This is a genomic window from Sphingomonas leidyi, from assembly GCF_011761945.1.
Taxonomy (GTDB): Bacteria; Pseudomonadota; Alphaproteobacteria; order Sphingomonadales; family Sphingomonadaceae; genus Sphingomonas; species Sphingomonas leidyi.
Map to the genome: position 1 here is coordinate 1,311,785 of NZ_JAASQV010000001.1, position 15,969 is coordinate 1,327,753.

Below are 15,969 nucleotides of genomic sequence, written 5' to 3' on the forward strand. Positions count from 1 at the left end.
GTGCACAAAACTTCCTCTTCATCGCGTGCGAACAAAAAAGGCCGGGCATCGCGCCCGGCCTCCCAATTGCTTCGCGCCGTCGCGCGCAGGCCTAGAGCACCAGCCCCGCGGTCTGCTCGAACCCCGCCATGATGTTGAGATTCTGTACCGCTGCGCCCGCTGCGCCCTTGCCCAGATTATCGAGCGTCGCCACCAGCCGGGCCTGGCCGGTTTCGGGATTGCCGAAGACCCGCAGCGAAAGCCGGTCGGTCCCCGCATCTTCCTCGATCCGCACCGTCGCCACATCGCCGGGCAACACGCGCACGATCGGCGAATCCTTGTACGCCTCGCGCAGCGCGTTCTCGATGGCGTCCAGCGACGGCCGGCGCGTGAACGCCTGGAGGGGCAGGGGGACTTCGACGAGCATGCCGCGATAGGTCCGCGCCACTGCCGGCTGGAAGATCGGCGGGTGCACGATTCGGGCGTGCTTGGTCATCTCGGGCACGTGCTTGTGCGCGAGGTTGAGGCCATAGTTGCGGAACGCGGTGTCGGTATGGTCCGGTGCGCCCGCATCCTCGAACTCGGCGATCATCGACTTGCCGCCGCCCGAATAGCCCGAGACTGCGTTGACGGTCAGCGGATGGTCGTGCGGGACCAGGCCGGCACGGATCAGCGGGCGGACCAGCGCGAGGAAGCCGGTGGGGTAGCAACCGGGATTGGAGACGCGTGCCGCCTCGGCGATCTGGGCCGCCTGGCCGGGCTCCAGTTCGGGAAAGCCATAGGACCAGCCATCGGCGACGCGGTGCGCGCTCGAGGCGTCGATCACGCGGACCTTGGCGGCCTTGATCATCTCCACCGCATCGCGCGCGGCATCGTCGGGCAGGCAGAGGATCACGAAGTCCGCCGAATTGAGCGCATCCTCGCGCTTCGCGGCGTCCTTGCGGTCCTTGTCGCTCAGGATGATCTGCTCGATCCCGTCGCGGCCGTCCAGCCGCTCGCGAATCTCCAGGCCCGTGGTGCCCACGGCGCCGTCGATGAAGACGCGAATCGTCATGCTGCCGGGCGCTCCAGCATCGCGGCGGGCACATAGCCGACCAGCTTGTGCCCGGGCGCGACGCCCCAGGCATGGTCGCCGGCGAATTCGAGCACTTCGAACGAATCCCCCGCCGAAAGCTGGGCGAGAGTCTCCGTATCGGGCTTGGGGCCGGCGTGGAGCGATATGGACGTGGTGATGATGCGGGGCATAGGCGCCGCATAATGGGGTGCGAAAACCCGATCCGCCAGACGTACGTCTGCCAGGTCACGACGAACGGCATCGACCCTGGGATCGATGGGAACCGAACGGCCCTTCAGCGAGAAACGCTTACGCGCTGGCCCTGCGGGCGACTGGCTCGATGTGCTGGCCAGTGAGGAAATGCCCGAATTCTGCAAGAAACTCTGCCCCTTCCGCGGTCTTTGCGACGAAGATGTTCCGCTTGTCGGTATCGTCGCGCTGACGGCGCAGATAGCCGAGCGTGCCTAGACGATTCAAGGCACGCGTGACAACGGGCTTCGAGACGTTCAAAGCCCGGGCCAATCCGCGCACGGTATGGGGGCCGGGATCGAGATAGACGAGCATCAGCAGCGCCATTTGCCGATTGGTCAGGTCCGGTTCGCCCGATCGCACATAGTCGACGAGCGTGTTCTTCCAGGAAGAAAGCGAGCTGTCGGTCATTGCGTTCACGGCATCTACTCTAGTTGTAACGCCCCCGGTACGCCGGGGCCGAAGCTCATAACGCGCGTGAACCGATCCGGTTTCAGTCCGGATGCGAAATGTTACAGCTTTGTTGGGCGCGTGCGGCGAGAAGGGGCCTGCCAACGGTTGATCGGAGCGGGCGGCTCCCCTATGTGCCGCCTTTCTTCAAGAGGTCCGCGCATTTCATGTTCACCTTCCTGCTCATCGTCCAGGCCTTCATCGCCGCGGGTCTCGTCGGCGTGATCCTCCTGCAGAAGTCGGAGGGCGGCGGCCTCACCTCGAGCGGCAGCCCCTCGGGCCTGATGTCGGCGCGCAGCGCGGCGGACTTCCTGACGCGCACCACCGCGATCCTCGCCACGGCGTTCATCGCCATGTCGATCCTGCTGGCCTTCCTGGCCGCGAATCGCCACGGCGCGACGATCGACGCCTCGCTCCAGCGTACCGCGCCGGCCGCGGCGCCGCAGGCGCTGCCGACCACGGCGCCTCGGGGCGGCGCGGCGCCCTTCGCTCCGGGCAACTCGACCGCGCCGGCGGCTCCGGCCGGGCAGGGCAACAGCGCGGTTCCGCTGGCCCAATAAGCTTCGCCGGCCCCGGCGCGTCCGGGGCCTGTCCACAAAAAATCTGCGCACCGGCGTGAGTCGCACGCTTGCCGGTGCGCGCCCATTCACGTTAGGCGTTTTCTCCCATGGCGCGGTATATCTTCATCACCGGCGGCGTGGTCTCCTCGCTAGGCAAGGGTCTCATGGCGGCGAGCCTCGCGGCGCTGCTGCAGGCGCGTGGCTATCGGGTCCGCATCCGCAAGTTCGATCCCTATCTCAACGTCGATCCCGGCACGATGTCGCCCCACCAGCATGGTGAGGTGTACGTGACCGATGACGGCGCCGAGACCGATCTCGACCTCGGCCATTACGAGCGTTTCACCGGCGTCGCCTCGCGCCAGTCGGACAACATCACCTCGGGCCGGATCTACAAGACGATCATCGAGCGGGAGCGCCGCGGCGACTATCTCGGCGCCACCGTCCAGGTGATCCCGCACGTCACCGACGCGATCAAGGCCTTCGCCCAGGAAGACACTGAGGATCTGGATTTCGTCCTGTGCGAGATCGGCGGCACGGTGGGCGACATCGAGTCGCTGCCCTTCGTCGAGGCGATTCGCCAGCTGCGCAACGATCTCGGCCGCAACCAGTCGGTCAGCGTCCACCTGACGCTGGTGCCATATATTGCCGCCGCCGGCGAGCTGAAGACCAAGCCGACCCAGCACAGCGTGCGCGAGCTGGCTTCGCTCGGCGTCCATGCCGACGTCATCGTCTGCCGCAGCGAGAAGCCGCTGCCGGCGAGCGACCGCGCCAAGATCGCGCTGTTCTGCAACGTGCCCGCCTCGTCGGTCATCCCTGCGCTCGACGCGAAGACGATCTACGGCGTGCCGCTCCAATATCATGCCGAGGGGCTCGACGTCGAAGTGCTCAAGGCCTTCGGCATCGACGTCGCCGGTTCGCCGGACCTTGGCCGCTGGGAGGAGATCGTCGACCGCGTGCTCAATCCCGAGGGCGAAGTCACGATCGGCGTGGTGGGCAAGTATATGGGCGTGCCCGACGCCTACAAGTCGCTCACCGAGGCGCTCACCCATGGCGGCATCGCCAACCGGGTGAAGGTCAACATCCGCTGGCTCGACGCCGAATTGTTCGAGCATGACAATGAGGAAGAGATCACCGCGGCGCTCGAGCCGCTGCACGGCATCCTCGTCCCCGGCGGCTTTGGCGAGCGCGGCAGCGAGGGCAAGATCGCCGGGGTCCGCTTCGCGCGCGAGCGCAACGTGCCGTTCTTCGGTATCTGCCTGGGCATGCAGATGGCCTGTATCGAAGGCGCCCGTGCCGGCGGCGTTGCCGACGCTTCCACCACCGAGTTCGGCCCGACCGAGCAGCCCGTGGTCGGCATGATCACCGAGTGGATGACCACGGAGGGCCTGCAGAAGCGCGAGGAGGGCGGCGATCTGGGCGGCACGATGCGCCTGGGCGCCTATCCCGCGAAGCTCGGCGGCAATTCGGTGGTCGCCTCGATCTACGGAGCGGAGGAGATCAGCGAGCGCCACCGCCACCGTTACGAAGTCAACACCGCCTATAAGCCCGTGCTCGAGCGCGGCGGGCTGGTCTTCTCCGGCATGTCGCCGGACGGCTCGCTCCCCGAGATCGTCGAGCGGCCGGACCATCCCTGGTTCGTCGGCGTGCAGTTCCACCCGGAACTCAAGTCCAAGCCCTTCGATCCGCATCCCCTGTTCGCCAGTTTCATCCAGGCCGCGGTGCGGCAGAGCCGGCTGGTCTGATCCCGATCGGACCGAAATGCGAAAGGCCGGGCCTGGTGCCCGGCCTTCCTGTTCGCGCAACGACGCCACGAAGACATGGGCAGCGGGGTTCGCTTCCCCTTCGCGTCCCGGCATAGTCCGCGCGAACCGACATTGCCCGTCGCCGACCCGCCAGGCTAACAGCGGAAGCAGGGGGCACGCCGCATGTCGGATTTCGAGTTCATCTTCGCGCTGTTCGGCTTGTTGCTCGGGCTTTCGCTTGCCGAGGTGCTGGGCGGCCTGGCCCGGGCGATCGAGGCGGGTCTTCGCCCCGGCTCGGCCATCCGCATCGGCTGGCTGACTCCGCTGCTCGGCGCCTTCGTGATGCTCGACCTGCTGTCCTTCTGGCAGGCGGCCTGGACGGTGCGCGACGTCGTCGGCGTATCGGGCAAGTCGCTGATGGCGATCACCCTTTTCGCCAGCGCCTATTATCTGGCGGCCCATCTCGTCTTCCCGCGCGCCATCGAGGGTCAGCCCGATTTCGACGCGCATTTCTTCCGCGTCCGTCGCATCGTCATCGGCGTGATGTTCGGCCTGCTGCTCTGCCAGCTCGCCTGGTATGCCAGCCTCCCCGCGCTCGCGCCGCACCTGCTGCGCCCGCTGTCGCTCGGCCTCACCGCGATCCTCGCGCTGCTGATGGCCGCCGCGATGTTCGTCCGCGGCGCGCGCTGGGCCCGGCTGGTGATGCTGGCCCTCGTCGCGCGCTACATCCTCGTCTACCTGCTCTAGCTTCGCGGCGCCGGGACCATGGCAGCTCGGATGCCCTGTTCCCCGAAACCGGCACTCCGTGTCGAAACCCCCTCCAAATCCGGATCCGCATCGACTAGCGAACGGCGCATGCGTATCCTGTTCGCCGTCCTCGCCCCGTTCCTCATCGCCGCCGCCGCGCCGCAAGAGCCTGCCACGGTCCGCGTCCGCATCGTCACTTCGGCCGGCAACATCACGCTTGCGCTCGATGCGAAGCGCGCGCCGAAGACCGTCGCCAACTTCATGGCCTATGTCGACGATGGCCGGCTCGACGGCACGCAATTCTATCGTTCGGCCCGGCGGAAGGGCGCGCCCGGCCAGGGCTTCGTCCAGGGCGGCATTGGCACCGATGCGCGCCGCATGCTGCCCTCCGTCCTGCTGGAGCCGACCAGCCAGACCGGCATTCGGCACCTCGATGCCACGGTCTCGATGGCGCACGGCCCCAATCCCGATGGCGCCAATTGCAACTTCTCGATCATGGTCGGGCCGAACCCCGGCCTCGATGCGCGCGGAGCCTATCGCGGCTTCGCGGCGTTCGGGAAGGTGATCTCCGGCATGGAGGTGGTGAAGCGCATCCTCGCACTCCCCACCGGCGGCGGCCGCGATGCGATGAAGGACCAGATGATCCTCCAGCCGGTCAGGATCCTTCGCGTCGAGCGGCTGGACGGTGCCGCCCGGCCGACGGGCTATGCCAAGCCCTGGTTGATCGGGCCCTCATCGCGGTAGTTTCCCGTTCCGGGGAAGTCCGGGCTCGCGCCTGGACACAAATCGGAAAAATATATTCCCCCAATTCGGTTCGATCGGCCCGGCCCTCTCCTATGACAAGGATTGGGATAGATCGAAACGCCCTCCGCTCGCAGGCTTCTCGCGTCTGGCCCGAAAATAGTTTCGGATGCCGGCCCCCCGGTCCGGCAGGGAGGGAATTGATGAATATTCAGGATATGCCGATACCGCGTAAGCTCGCGGCGGCCTTCGTCGCGCTCGTCTGCATCTTCGCCGGTATCGGCTGGTTGCTCTTCTCGAGCCTGCAGACGGTCGGAACCGCCTCCGAAGACAAGGAACGCGCATTCGACGTCACGGCCAGCTCCGACCAGATCATGATGCAGATCCTCGAGGGGCAGAGTGCGGTGCGTGCCTATGTCATTCTTCGGAATCCGGATTTCCTGGCCACCTATCAGGATTCCCGCAAGAAGATCGGCGCGGCTGCCGAGGCCTTCCGGAGCCAGACCAAGGTGCCCGAGCAGCGGGCGCGGCTCGACAAGCTGGTGAACGCCGTCCAGGAGCTCGACGGCAAGCTCGATCACATGATCACGCTTGCCCGGAATCCCGCGACCCAGGCGGAGGCGCAGCAGCTGGCCGGCGTCAAGCAACTCGGCGCGATCCGCGAGATCATGGGTGAGATCGACCGGGGTCAGCACGAACGCGTGGCCTCGACCAAGAAGGTGGAAGCCGATGCACGCGCCGGAGCGGTCGCCGCGCTCACCTTCGGCGGCGCATTCGGCATCGCCATTGCGGTGCTGCTCGGCTGGCTGCTCACCACGATGATCGCGCGGCCGATCAAGGGAATGACTTCGCTGATGGGCCGTCTGGCCGGGGGCGAGAACACGATCGAGGTGCCGGGCACCGAGCGCAAGGACGAAGTGGGCGGCATGGCCAAGGCGGTGCTGGTCTTCCGCGACGCCGCTGTCGCGAAGGAAAAGGCCGATGCGGCGAAGCTGGTCGCCGAGGCCGAGCAGCGGCATGTCGTCACCGAGCTCACCACGGGGCTGGACAATCTGGCGAAGGGCGATCTCACCACGGAGATCTCGAGCGACTTCGCGCCCGAATACGGCGCGCTCAAGACCAACTTCAACTCGGCGCTCGCTGCGCTGCGTACCCTGATCGGCTCGGTCGTCGAGGGGGCGGCGAGCATCCGCACCGGCTCGGGCGAAATCGCCCAGGCCTCGGAGGATCTGGCCCGCCGCACCGAGAGCAACGCGGCGTCGCTCGAGGAGACTTCGGCTGCGATCAGCCAGATGGACGACCGCCTCAAGGCGACGGCCAAGGCGGCGGGCAGCACGCTCTCGCGCGCCAATCAGGCGATCGCGACGGTCGGCGACGGCCGTTCGGTCGCCGACGATGCCGTCCAGGCGATGACGCGCGTGTCGGAAAGCGCCAAGGGCATCGATTCGGTGATCGAGGGACTCGACAAGATCGCCTTCCAGACGCGGGTGCTCGCGATGAACGCAGCAGTGGAAGCGGGCCGCGCGGGAGAGGCGGGCCGCGGTTTCGCGGTGGTTGCCGACCTCGTCTCGGCGCTCGCGATGCGCGCCGAGGAGGAAGCCGGCCGCGCCCGCGACCAGCTGACCGCGACCCAGGCGGACATCGTCGATGCCGTGGCGATGGTCCAGAAGGTGGACGGCGCGCTGGTCGCCATTTCGGGCGATGTCGACGAAGTGCACGATCTGCTCGCCAACATCGCGGCCGACAACGAGGCGCAGTCCTCGGCGGTCACCCAGATCGCCGTGGCGATCGGCACGATGGACCAGGCGACCCAGCAGAACGCCGCGATGGTGGAGGAGACTTCGGCCGCCTCGCGTAACCTGAGCTCGGAAGTCCAGCTTCTCTCGGAACAGGCTTCGGCGTTCAACATCGGCGCGGGCCAGGCGCCGCCACGTCGGCCGGCGCCCGCCGCGAGCGGCATTCGCGAAAAGGTCGCGCCCGGCTATGTGTCGCCGGTCAAGCCGCTGCCGGCTGCCGCCGTCTCCGCGCTCACTCGCGCCGACGACTGGGCTTCCTTCTGATAATTCATATAAGAAAATCGATTTTAAATTTGAAAAGAAACGTGCGGCGCGCTATATTGCAAGTGCGAGCATTGAAGAGGGGAGGGCGAAAGCTCTCCCTTCTTTTTTTGGTGATCGTATCGCTTGCGAACTCGGGCGATGCCCATCCGGCATCCATGCAGCGATCCCAAGTGCCGCCCACATGCCTCCCCCCTCCGGGAGAGGAATGCAGTTACCGAGGCGAACTTGCAGGCCCGGAGGACCGTTTCCCGCACCCAAGACAAAGGGCGCCCGAACCATGGTCCGGGCGCCCCCCGCTGCGACGTCCAAAGGGAGGAAGACGTCGCAAGCCATGGTCGGTCCGTCAGGCCGCGTCGGCCTCGCGGTGCGCGATCGGGCGCGGCTGGCCGCCGGCATTCACCGCGATCTTCTTGGGCTTCATCGCCTCGGGCACTTCGCGCACCAGCTCGATCACCAGCAGGCCGTCGGCAAGGTCGGCGCTCTCGACGCGGACGAAGTCGGCCAGTTCGAAGCGGCGCTCGAAGCTGCGGGTGGCGATGCCCAGGTGCAGATAGGCGCCCTGGTTGTTCTCGTTCTCCTCGCGCCGCTTACCGGCCACGAGCAGCAGGTTCTGCTGCGCGGTGATGTCGATCTCGTCGGCCTTGAAGCCGGCGACGGCGATCGTGATCCGGTAGCGGTCCTCGGCGACGCGCTCGAGGTTGAACGGGGGATAATTCTCGGAAGCCTGCGCGCGGGCGCTGGCCTCGAGCAGGTCGAACAGCCGGTCGAACCCGATGGTCGATCGGCGGAAGGGTGTGAAATCGAACTGACGCATATCAAGACCTCCATGCGAAGCGAATTGATCGATGTGCCTGGCGTCCGGTGACCCGCGACGCCGGGCCGGCGGCCCCTGCTGGGCACCGCCTGAAATTGAGATCGTGTTGGATCGCATGGCTTTCAAGATGCGCTGGAACGCGGGCCGCGATCGCCGGTCAACCCAGGCTAGGGATCGCTAAACATCTCCTTGTTCGCTAATATCCATCAAATGAGTGGAGATTAGGCGCGACACGGCCAAAGGGGATGATGATGAGCCTTGCTTCGCTTTCACTGCTGCTTCTGGCGAGTACCGCGCCGGCACCCGCCGGAGCGCTGCGCGACGATCCGGTTGCCGCGAGCGCCAAGGACGAGCAGCAGGCCAGGCCGGCGCAGGAAAGCGGCAGCGGCGAGATCGTCGTCACTGCGCGTCGCCGCGAGGAAAAGGCCCAGGACGTGCCGATCGCGATGTCGGTGATCGGCGGCTCGACGATCGAGCAGACCGGCGCCACCAACCTCAACCGGCTGCAGACCTCGCTGCCCGCCGTGCAATTCTATTCGAGCAACCCGCGCAACTCGGCGATCAACATCCGCGGTCTGGGCGCGCCCTTCGGCCTTACCAATGACGGCATCGAGCAGGGCGTCGGCTTCTATCTCGACCAGGTCTATATCGGCCGCATCGGCGCCTCGACCTTCGATTTCGTCGATATCGAGCGAGTGGAAGTGCTGCGCGGGCCGCAGGGCACGCTCTATGGCAAGAACACTACTGCCGGTGCGATCAACATCACTACCCGGGCGCCGAGCTTCACGCCGGAGACCAAGGTTGAGCTGAGCCTGGGCAATTACGACCTGATCTCGGCCAAGGCCTCGGTCTCGGGCCCGCTCAGTGACAAGCTCGCGATCCGCATCTCCAGCGCGGTCACCAGCCGCGAGGGGACGATCGAGAATGTCCGCACCGGCGAGGATCTCCACAAACAGCGCACGAGCAGTTTCCGGGGCCAGCTCCTCTGGAAGGTGAACGACGATCTCGACTTCACGCTGGCGGGCGACTGGAACCTCCAGAACCCGCTGTGCTGCGTGCAATATTATGCCCGGGTCGGCGCCACCCAGCGGCCGCTGTCCCGCCAATATGCGGCACTCGCGGCGGCGTTCGGCTATGCGCCGCCGAGCACCGATCCGTTCGACCGCAAGACCGATCTCGATGCCCAGATCAAGTCGCGCCAGGAAATCGGCGGCGCCTCGCTGGTCGCCAACTGGAATCTCGGCCCGGCGACGCTGACTTCGGTCACGGCATGGCGCTATTGGGACTGGCAGCCGAAGAACGACCGCGACTTCACCGGCCTGCCGATCACCACCATCTCCCAGAACCCGTCGCAGCAGCGGCAGGTCAGCCAGGAGCTGCGGCTCAGCTCGAACGGCGACGGCCGGCTGAATTATACGCTCGGCGCCTTCTTCTTCCACCAGACGATCAACACCCAGGGCTCGCAGGTCCAGGGTTCGGCGGCGAGCCGCTGGCTGCTCAACCCCGGCAATGTTCCGCCTGGAGCCACCGGATGCGCGACGGCGACGGCGGCGGCCTGCAATCCGCTGGTGCTGAACGGGCTGACCTCGACCAACACGATCAACTTCGACAACACCAGCTTCGCGCTGTTCGGCAAGCTCAACTGGCAGCCGGTGGACGGCCTCCATATCCAGCCGGGCCTGCGCCTGAACTATGACAAGAAGTCCGGCTTCTACGAGGCCGTCGTCAGCATTCACAACGCGCGCTACAATTATGTCGCGACGGCGGACAATGTCGCGGCATTGCTGGCGAATGGTACGGCGACAGCGGACCAGCTGAACACGCTGGCACCGCAGCGCTACAGCCCGCGCTTCAGCGACTGGAACGTCTCGGGCGACATCACCGTCTCGTATGACGTGTCGCGCGACGTCCATGCCTATGCGACCTATGCGCGCAGCTTCAAGTCGGGCGGCATCAACCTTTCGGGCCTGCCGCTCAATTCGACCAGTACCGGCGTCGATCTCTCCACCCAGACGGTGAAGCCGGAGAAGGTCGATCACTTCGAAATCGGCCTCAAGACCCAGTTCCTCGATCGTCGGGTGACCTTCAATACCGCCGCCTTCTGGACCGAGATCAAGGATTACCAGGCGACGGTGAACAATAACGCGATCAACGTGATCCGCGGCTATCTCGCCAATGCCGGCAAGGTGCGGGTGCGGGGGTTCGAATGGGACCTGGCGGCGCGCCCGAGCCAGCGGCTCAATCTCTATTTCAACGGTGCCTATACCGACGCCAAATATACCGACTTCAAGAACGCGCCGTGCCCGCCCGAGCTTTCCGGCGGCACCGCGACCGCGCCCGGCGGGGCCACCGATCCGGCGGGAACGCCCGGCGGCCGCAGCCCTGCCTTTTGCGACATTTCGGGCCAGGTGCTGCCGGGCATCTCGAAATGGTCGCTCAGCTGGGGCGGCGAAGTGCGCCAGCCCGTGGGCGACGGCAATGTCTATCTGGGCTATGATGGCAGCTGGCGCTCGCGATTCTCGTCCAACCCGTCGCCCTCCGCCTATACCTGGATCGACGCCTATTCGCTGTCCAACGTCCGCCTCGGCTGGCGGCGTTCGGACCTCAACATCTATGGCTGGGTCCGCAACGTCTTCGACAAGCGCTATTTCGAGCTGCTTTCGGTCCAGTCGGGCAGCACCGGCCTGGTCGTCGGCCAGCCCGGCGATCCGAGGACCTATGGCCTGACGATCAGCAAGAGCTTCTGAACCTTGCGAGACTGACCTCCTGCCATGGCCGGGGGAGGTTGGGGAAGGGAGGCGGCGCCCGCACCGCCTCCCTTCTTTTCTTGTCGATTTGCACCGGACAATTTGAGCGAAGCTTAACCAACATCAAGTATCCCGATCTCCTATATTGGGAAGATCATGCGTGTAGCCACGGGATCCTTGCCGAGTTTCAGCAATGCGGGCCTGCTCGCCACGCTGGTCTCTGCCTGCCAGATCTGCGGCGGGCTGATCTGGGTGAACTCTTCCGCCTTCGCGCCCTCGGGCTATACCAATGTCGCATTGATCGCGTCGCTCTGCATCTCGGTGCTGGTGCTCTCGCGGCTTACCATCCCCAATGGCGTCCGCGTGTCGCTGGTCCTCGGCGTGATCACGGTGCTGCTCGGCGTGGCGGTGCGTGGCGACATCACCGGGGTGAAGCAGGTGAGCGAGATCGTCTCCGCCGTCGCGAATGGGCGCCCCGGCGGCGTCGCGATGCCCGAGGAGCAGGTCGTCGGCGGGGCGAGGCGCAGTTCCGCTTCACCGGCGCGTATCGATCTGCGGCCCGGCGAAGGCGGGGACGGGGGCTGGGCCGCCCGGCTCAACGATGCGGCGCGCGTCCAGATCGATGGCGGCGCCCCTGCGGAAATCCATGGCAATGTCACGCTCGAGGGCGGCAATATCGGCAATCCGCGCATCGGCTGGGCAGTGACCTGGGCAGGCGTCACGCTCTCCTGCGGCCGCCTCAGCGCGGAAGCGAGCCGTACCGACGCTCTCACCAACCAGGTGGTGGGAACCTTCAAGCGCTCGATCTCGCGCACTGCGGCGCTGCAGCGACCTTCCTGCTACTGAACCGTTTCCGTGTTCGGATCGAGCGTGACGATCACGATCGCTCCGCCCACGGCATAGCCGCTGGCGAGCGGCGCGATCGAGACGCGCGCGCCGATCTCCTCGGCGCCGCCGCATAGCAGCCGCGCATCGAATGCCTCCGCCTCGGAACGGCCGCTCAGCACGCGCTCGATCGCATCGCGCGCAACGGTGCGGTCGCGCACCGCGAGCAGGTCGACGAAGCGAAGCCCCAGGATGCGTTCCCGCGCCAGCCCGACCATCCGGGCAAACTCGGCCTCGACCATCGTAACCGTGCCGCGCACCGTCAGGCGGATCACTTCGATCCGGCCATGCGCAGCGCGGGCCTTTTCCAGCGCTGTCTGCTCGGCCAGCCGGGCTTCCTCGTCGCCCTCATAGCTGACCCGTACCAGCAGCGCGACGCCCTCCACCCAGGGAAAGGCGCGGATGCGCAGTCGCGTGCCGCTCTCCTCGTCGAGCGCAAGATCGAACTGGGATTGCTCGCCGCTGCGCAGCACGTGCCGCAGGCTGGAAAGCATGGTGGCGTGCGTGGAAGCGGGCAGGGCATCGGTGATCGGCGAACCGATCAGCGCGGGGGGCGTGCGCCCCAGGATCAGCGCGGCGGCACTCGACGCATCGGTGACCTTCAACTCGGGATCGATCACAAGCAGCCCGCCGTCCATATGCTCGACGAGGAACTGATATTCGAGTTCGCGATGCGTGCCGTCCCGTTCGCCGATCGCATGCTCGGCATCCCAGCTCTCGGCTGCCAGCAGCACGTAGCGTGGACGTCCGTGATAGGTGATCGTGACGGGGCCGTGCATGGCGCGGTCCTGCCAATATGCGAAATTGCGCGTAAGTTCAGCTGATGAAACAGTCTGCACTGATGAGCGTTGCATAATTGAATGCTCTCGAACGTTTTCGGGACGACGGCAGTTTTTTACGTTGCGACCGCAGTAGATTCGAGAATTGCGTAATTTGCTCAATTTCAGTTTGACATGTAGAATACAACAAAGTTAACGTAAATCAAGACCGCCTAGGTCGAAAATGGTGTGAAAAATCAAGGGGATCGTCCCGATCCGGGCGGCTCTGGGTTCGTGCCTTCGCGGCCAAGGTTTACTGAAAATCCGGATATCGTGCCGGCAGGCGTGCGAGCGATTTGGAAGCTCTCCTGTGCGAAGAATCGCGCATGTGTTCGCGTTCGCCTTCCCTGGCCGAGAAGCCGCTCCGCGCCGGCCGCGGGCTGTGGCGCGAACGGCGCGGTGCGGCCGCGATCGAGATGGCCTTCTCGCTGCCGATCCTTCTGATGCTGATCTGCGGGATCGTCACCTATGGTGGCTGGTTCCTCTGCGCCAACAGCGTGCAGCAGGCAGCGAACGAGGCGGCGCGTGCGGCGGTCGGCGGGCTGGACCCCAATGAACGCGCCGCTCTGGCGCGCACCGCGCTGGATGCCAATCTGCGCAAGACCGGCACGCTCAAGCCCGAGCGCATGGACACGCTGATCGACGATGATGGGCGCACCCTGACGGTCCACCTCTCCTATGACGCGTCGAACGATCCGCTGCTTTCGATCAAGCTGGTGCCGCTGCCCAGCAAGGTGATCGAGCGCAGCTCGACCGTGACGCTCACCGCCCCATGAGGTGCGCCATGGCCATCCGGTCCTTCCTTCGCCGCTTCAGGGTCGATCGTGGCGGCAATGTCACCATGCTCTTCGCCGGCGGGTTCGTGATGCTGGCGGGATCGGCGGCGTTCGCGGTGGATACCGGCTCGCTCTATCTGGAGAAGAGGCGGCTGCAAGGTGTTGCGGATGCGGCGGCGCTGAGTGCGGCGAACAGCCAGTCGGCGGATGCCGCGGCGCGCCAGGCAATGGCGGCGAACCAGGCGAGCGACGCGAACATCGAGAAGCTGGAACGCGGCACCTATTCCGCCGACAGCACCGTGGCACCGGCCGCGCGTTTCGTCGCGTCCGGCGACGGCAACGCCGTCCGCCTCGTCATGGGCCGGGACGTGCCGCTGTTCTTCGGCAAGTTTCTTACCGGACGCCCCACGGCGCGCGTGTCGGTGACGGCAACGGCGGCGCGGGTGGACCTCGCTTCCTTTTCGATCGGCTCGCGTCTGGCATCGGTGAGCGGCGGATTGCCCGGCCAATTGCTTTCGGGACTCGCCGGGACCGAGCTGAACCTCAACGTGATGGACGCGCAGGGGCTGGTGACCGCGGATGTGGACCTCCTTTCCTTCATCGACGCGCTGCGCACCCAGACCAGTCTCCAGGGCCTGACCTTTGGCGAGACGCTTGCCACCAATGTCAGCCTGCCCAAGGCGCTCAATGCCCTGGCCGCGGCGACGGGCAACTCGAGCGCCCAATCGGCGCTGCGCGGAATTGCCGCGCGCGTGCCGCCGGTCACCGTGCAACTCTCCAAGATTATCGACCTCGGCCCGCTCTCCGGCGAGACCAAGACCGATCCCTCGCGCCCGATCGAGGCCGATAGCTATGCGCTCGTTCGCGAGATGCTCCAGATCGCCACCGGCAAGCGCCAGGTCGATCTGGATCTCGCGGCGGGCGTTCCGGGGCTCCTCTCCACCAAGGTATCGCTGGCGATCGGCGAGCGGCCGGCGCAGTCGCCCTGGCTTGCAGTGGCCAAGGACCGCAGCGTGAAGGTGCGCACGGCGCAGACTCGTCTGTATGTCGACACCAAGGTGGGTGGTGCGGGCCTGTTGGGCGCGGCTTCGATCCATCTGCCGCTCTTCGTCGAACTGGCCAAGGCCGAAGCATCGCTGCGGAGCATCTCATGCCCGACGCCGGCGACTGCCACGGTCGGCCTCGACGTCACCACCTCGGCGGGGCAGGTGGCGATCGGCGACGTGGATACCGCGTCGCTGGGCAATTTCGGCACGGCGATCACCCCCCGCCGGACGACGCTGGTGAAAGTGCTGCTGCTCGCCGAGGTGACCGGCCAGTCGAACGTCAATCTGGGTGGCGCGGGCGCGCAGCAGGTGACGTTCACCGCCCAGGAGATCGCCGCCGGCAAGACGCATACCGTGTCGACCAACGACATCGCCGCCGGCGTGGCGGCATCGCTGGTCCGCGACATGGATCTGCAGGTCAACACGCTGGGGATCGGGATCAATCTATCGCTGGTCACCGCGGCGGTGGGGACGGTGCTTCAGGGGGCGGCGGCGCCGCTCGATTCGCTGCTCGGCAGTCTCACCGGGCTTCTCGGAGTCAGTGTCGGGCAGGCCGATGTTCGCGTGAACGGGCTGCGTTGCGGCAAGCCGATCTTGGTTGGGTAGGGGATTAGAGTCGGGGTTGGGGAATGCGTGGCGATCGAAGAGGACTGAAGATTACGCAGGGCGTGGACCGGCGTGAGGCGATGCGCTGGCCGGTATCGATTGCGGTTGCGGTGAAGGAATCCCGTTTCTGCTTCCAGGACGTGCGCCTGGTCGAGATTTCGCGCCTGGGCTGTCGGCTCGAGACCGGTTTCCTCCTCGAACTGGGGATGGAAACGGTGTTGCGGCTGCCCGGTTTCAAACCGCTGCCCGCCAGGGTGGTCTGGAGCAACCGCGCCGCGGCCGGCCTGCAATTCCTGGCGCCGCTGCATCCTGGCGTGGTCACGCATATCATCAGCCTGCCCACGCCCGAGCAGCAGGCGAGCTATCGCCCGCTTTCGGAATAGCGCCGAAAAGGCGGGATTTCCAACGGGCCGAAAACGGCAAACGCCCGGACCGTTTCCGATCCGGGCGCCTGCGTGACGAATGCTCGTCAGCCCCCTTTGTCAGGCCCAGCCCGCACACTCGTACTTGCCTACGAGCGGGGCTTGGAGCCTCCCCGAACCACGGCCTTTCGCCTGCGCTTCGACAGGAGTTTTGCTAGGCGCACGCACCCGTTTTGTCACTGGCATTACAAGGGGTAGGCGCAGATTGGTCTCACCCTGTGTTGAATCGGCAACATAGCGGTTGGCAGTAGGAATTCGCCGCCATCTGCCCTA

Annotated in this window: 15 protein-coding genes; 10 read left to right on the plus strand and 5 right to left on the minus strand. The window is 66.1% G+C overall.

The features are described from left to right. Positions 1-91: 91 nt before the first annotated feature. The 3 genes from argC to FHR20_RS06360 form a co-directional block, all read right to left on the minus strand. Entirely contained in the window at positions 92-1,033 is a 942-nt protein-coding gene (gene argC, locus FHR20_RS06350) for an N-acetyl-gamma-glutamyl-phosphate reductase (protein WP_167298718.1), read from the minus strand. After that, positions 1,030-1,224 carry an SH3 domain-containing protein gene (locus FHR20_RS22795; protein ID WP_243857139.1) on the minus strand — a complete coding sequence of 65 codons (195 nt, stop codon included), beginning with the start codon at positions 1,222-1,224 and terminating at the stop codon, positions 1,030-1,032. Before FHR20_RS22795 ends, argC begins: the two co-directional genes overlap by 4 nt. Positions 1,225-1,342: 118 nt before the next feature. After that, positions 1,343-1,693 carry a MarR family transcriptional regulator gene (locus tag FHR20_RS06360; protein WP_086129485.1) on the minus strand — a complete coding sequence of 117 codons (351 nt, stop codon included), beginning with the start codon at positions 1,691-1,693 and terminating at the stop codon, positions 1,343-1,345. A gap of 206 nt (positions 1,694-1,899) precedes the next feature. Here FHR20_RS06360 and secG point away from each other — a divergent pair, with 206 nt between their 5' ends. The 5 genes from secG (at position 1,900) to FHR20_RS06385 (ending at position 7,582) form a co-directional block, all read left to right on the plus strand. Then, a complete protein-coding gene (secG, locus tag FHR20_RS06365; RefSeq protein WP_167298719.1) occupies positions 1,900-2,292 on the plus strand; it encodes a preprotein translocase subunit SecG in 393 nt (130 codons plus the stop codon). A 107-nt stretch (positions 2,293-2,399) separates the two neighbouring features. After that, the gene (locus FHR20_RS06370) at positions 2,400-4,034 is read left to right on the plus strand and encodes a CTP synthase (RefSeq protein WP_086129487.1); all 1,635 of its coding nucleotides are present in this window, start codon (positions 2,400-2,402) and stop codon (positions 4,032-4,034) included. A 183-nt stretch (positions 4,035-4,217) separates the two neighbouring features. Further along, positions 4,218-4,781 (plus strand): hypothetical protein, encoded by a 564-nt coding sequence (locus FHR20_RS06375; protein ID WP_167298720.1) that lies wholly within the window; start codon positions 4,218-4,220, stop codon positions 4,779-4,781. A gap of 108 nt (positions 4,782-4,889) precedes the next feature. Further along, a complete protein-coding gene (locus FHR20_RS06380) occupies positions 4,890-5,525 on the plus strand; it encodes a peptidylprolyl isomerase (protein WP_167298721.1) in 636 nt (211 codons plus the stop codon). A gap of 200 nt (positions 5,526-5,725) precedes the next feature. Next, entirely contained in the window at positions 5,726-7,582 is a 1,857-nt protein-coding gene (locus FHR20_RS06385) for a methyl-accepting chemotaxis protein (protein WP_167298722.1), read from the plus strand. Between the two features lie 343 nt (positions 7,583-7,925). On the opposite strand, the gene FHR20_RS06390 is transcribed toward FHR20_RS06385, so the two are convergent. Then, positions 7,926-8,396, minus strand: coding sequence for an Hsp20 family protein (locus tag FHR20_RS06390; RefSeq protein WP_167298723.1), 471 nt, complete (start codon positions 8,394-8,396; stop codon positions 7,926-7,928). 251 nt (positions 8,397-8,647) lie between these two features. On the opposite strand from FHR20_RS06390, the gene FHR20_RS06395 reads away from it, so the two are divergent. Further along, positions 8,648-11,143 carry a TonB-dependent receptor gene (locus tag FHR20_RS06395; RefSeq protein WP_167298724.1) on the plus strand — a complete coding sequence of 832 codons (2,496 nt, stop codon included), beginning with the start codon at positions 8,648-8,650 and terminating at the stop codon, positions 11,141-11,143. Positions 11,144-11,299: 156 nt separating this feature from the next. Further along, positions 11,300-11,989, plus strand: a complete 690-nt coding sequence (locus tag FHR20_RS06400) for a hypothetical protein (protein ID WP_167298725.1) — start codon at positions 11,300-11,302, stop codon at positions 11,987-11,989. Here the strand turns inward: FHR20_RS06400 and FHR20_RS06405 are convergent. Continuing rightward, positions 11,983-12,807 carry a PAS domain-containing protein gene (locus FHR20_RS06405; protein WP_243857140.1) on the minus strand — a complete coding sequence of 275 codons (825 nt, stop codon included), beginning with the start codon at positions 12,805-12,807 and terminating at the stop codon, positions 11,983-11,985. The two genes, FHR20_RS06400 and FHR20_RS06405, sit on opposite strands and share 7 nt — an antisense overlap. A 365-nt stretch (positions 12,808-13,172) precedes the next feature. Here FHR20_RS06405 and FHR20_RS06410 point away from each other — a divergent pair, with 365 nt between their 5' ends. The 3 genes from FHR20_RS06410 to FHR20_RS06420 all read left to right on the plus strand — a co-directional run bounded on the left by FHR20_RS06410 (position 13,173) and on the right by FHR20_RS06420 (position 15,657). After that, entirely contained in the window at positions 13,173-13,622 is a 450-nt protein-coding gene (locus tag FHR20_RS06410; RefSeq protein WP_167298727.1) for a TadE/TadG family type IV pilus assembly protein, read from the plus strand. Positions 13,623-13,630: 8 nt separating this feature from the next. Continuing rightward, complete coding sequence (locus FHR20_RS06415; protein WP_167298728.1) at positions 13,631-15,274, plus strand: pilus assembly protein TadG-related protein; 1,644 nt, start codon at positions 13,631-13,633, stop codon at positions 15,272-15,274. Between the two features lie 62 nt (positions 15,275-15,336). Continuing rightward, entirely contained in the window at positions 15,337-15,657 is a 321-nt protein-coding gene (locus FHR20_RS06420) for a PilZ domain-containing protein (protein WP_167298729.1), read from the plus strand. Positions 15,658-15,969 lie beyond the last annotated feature (312 nt).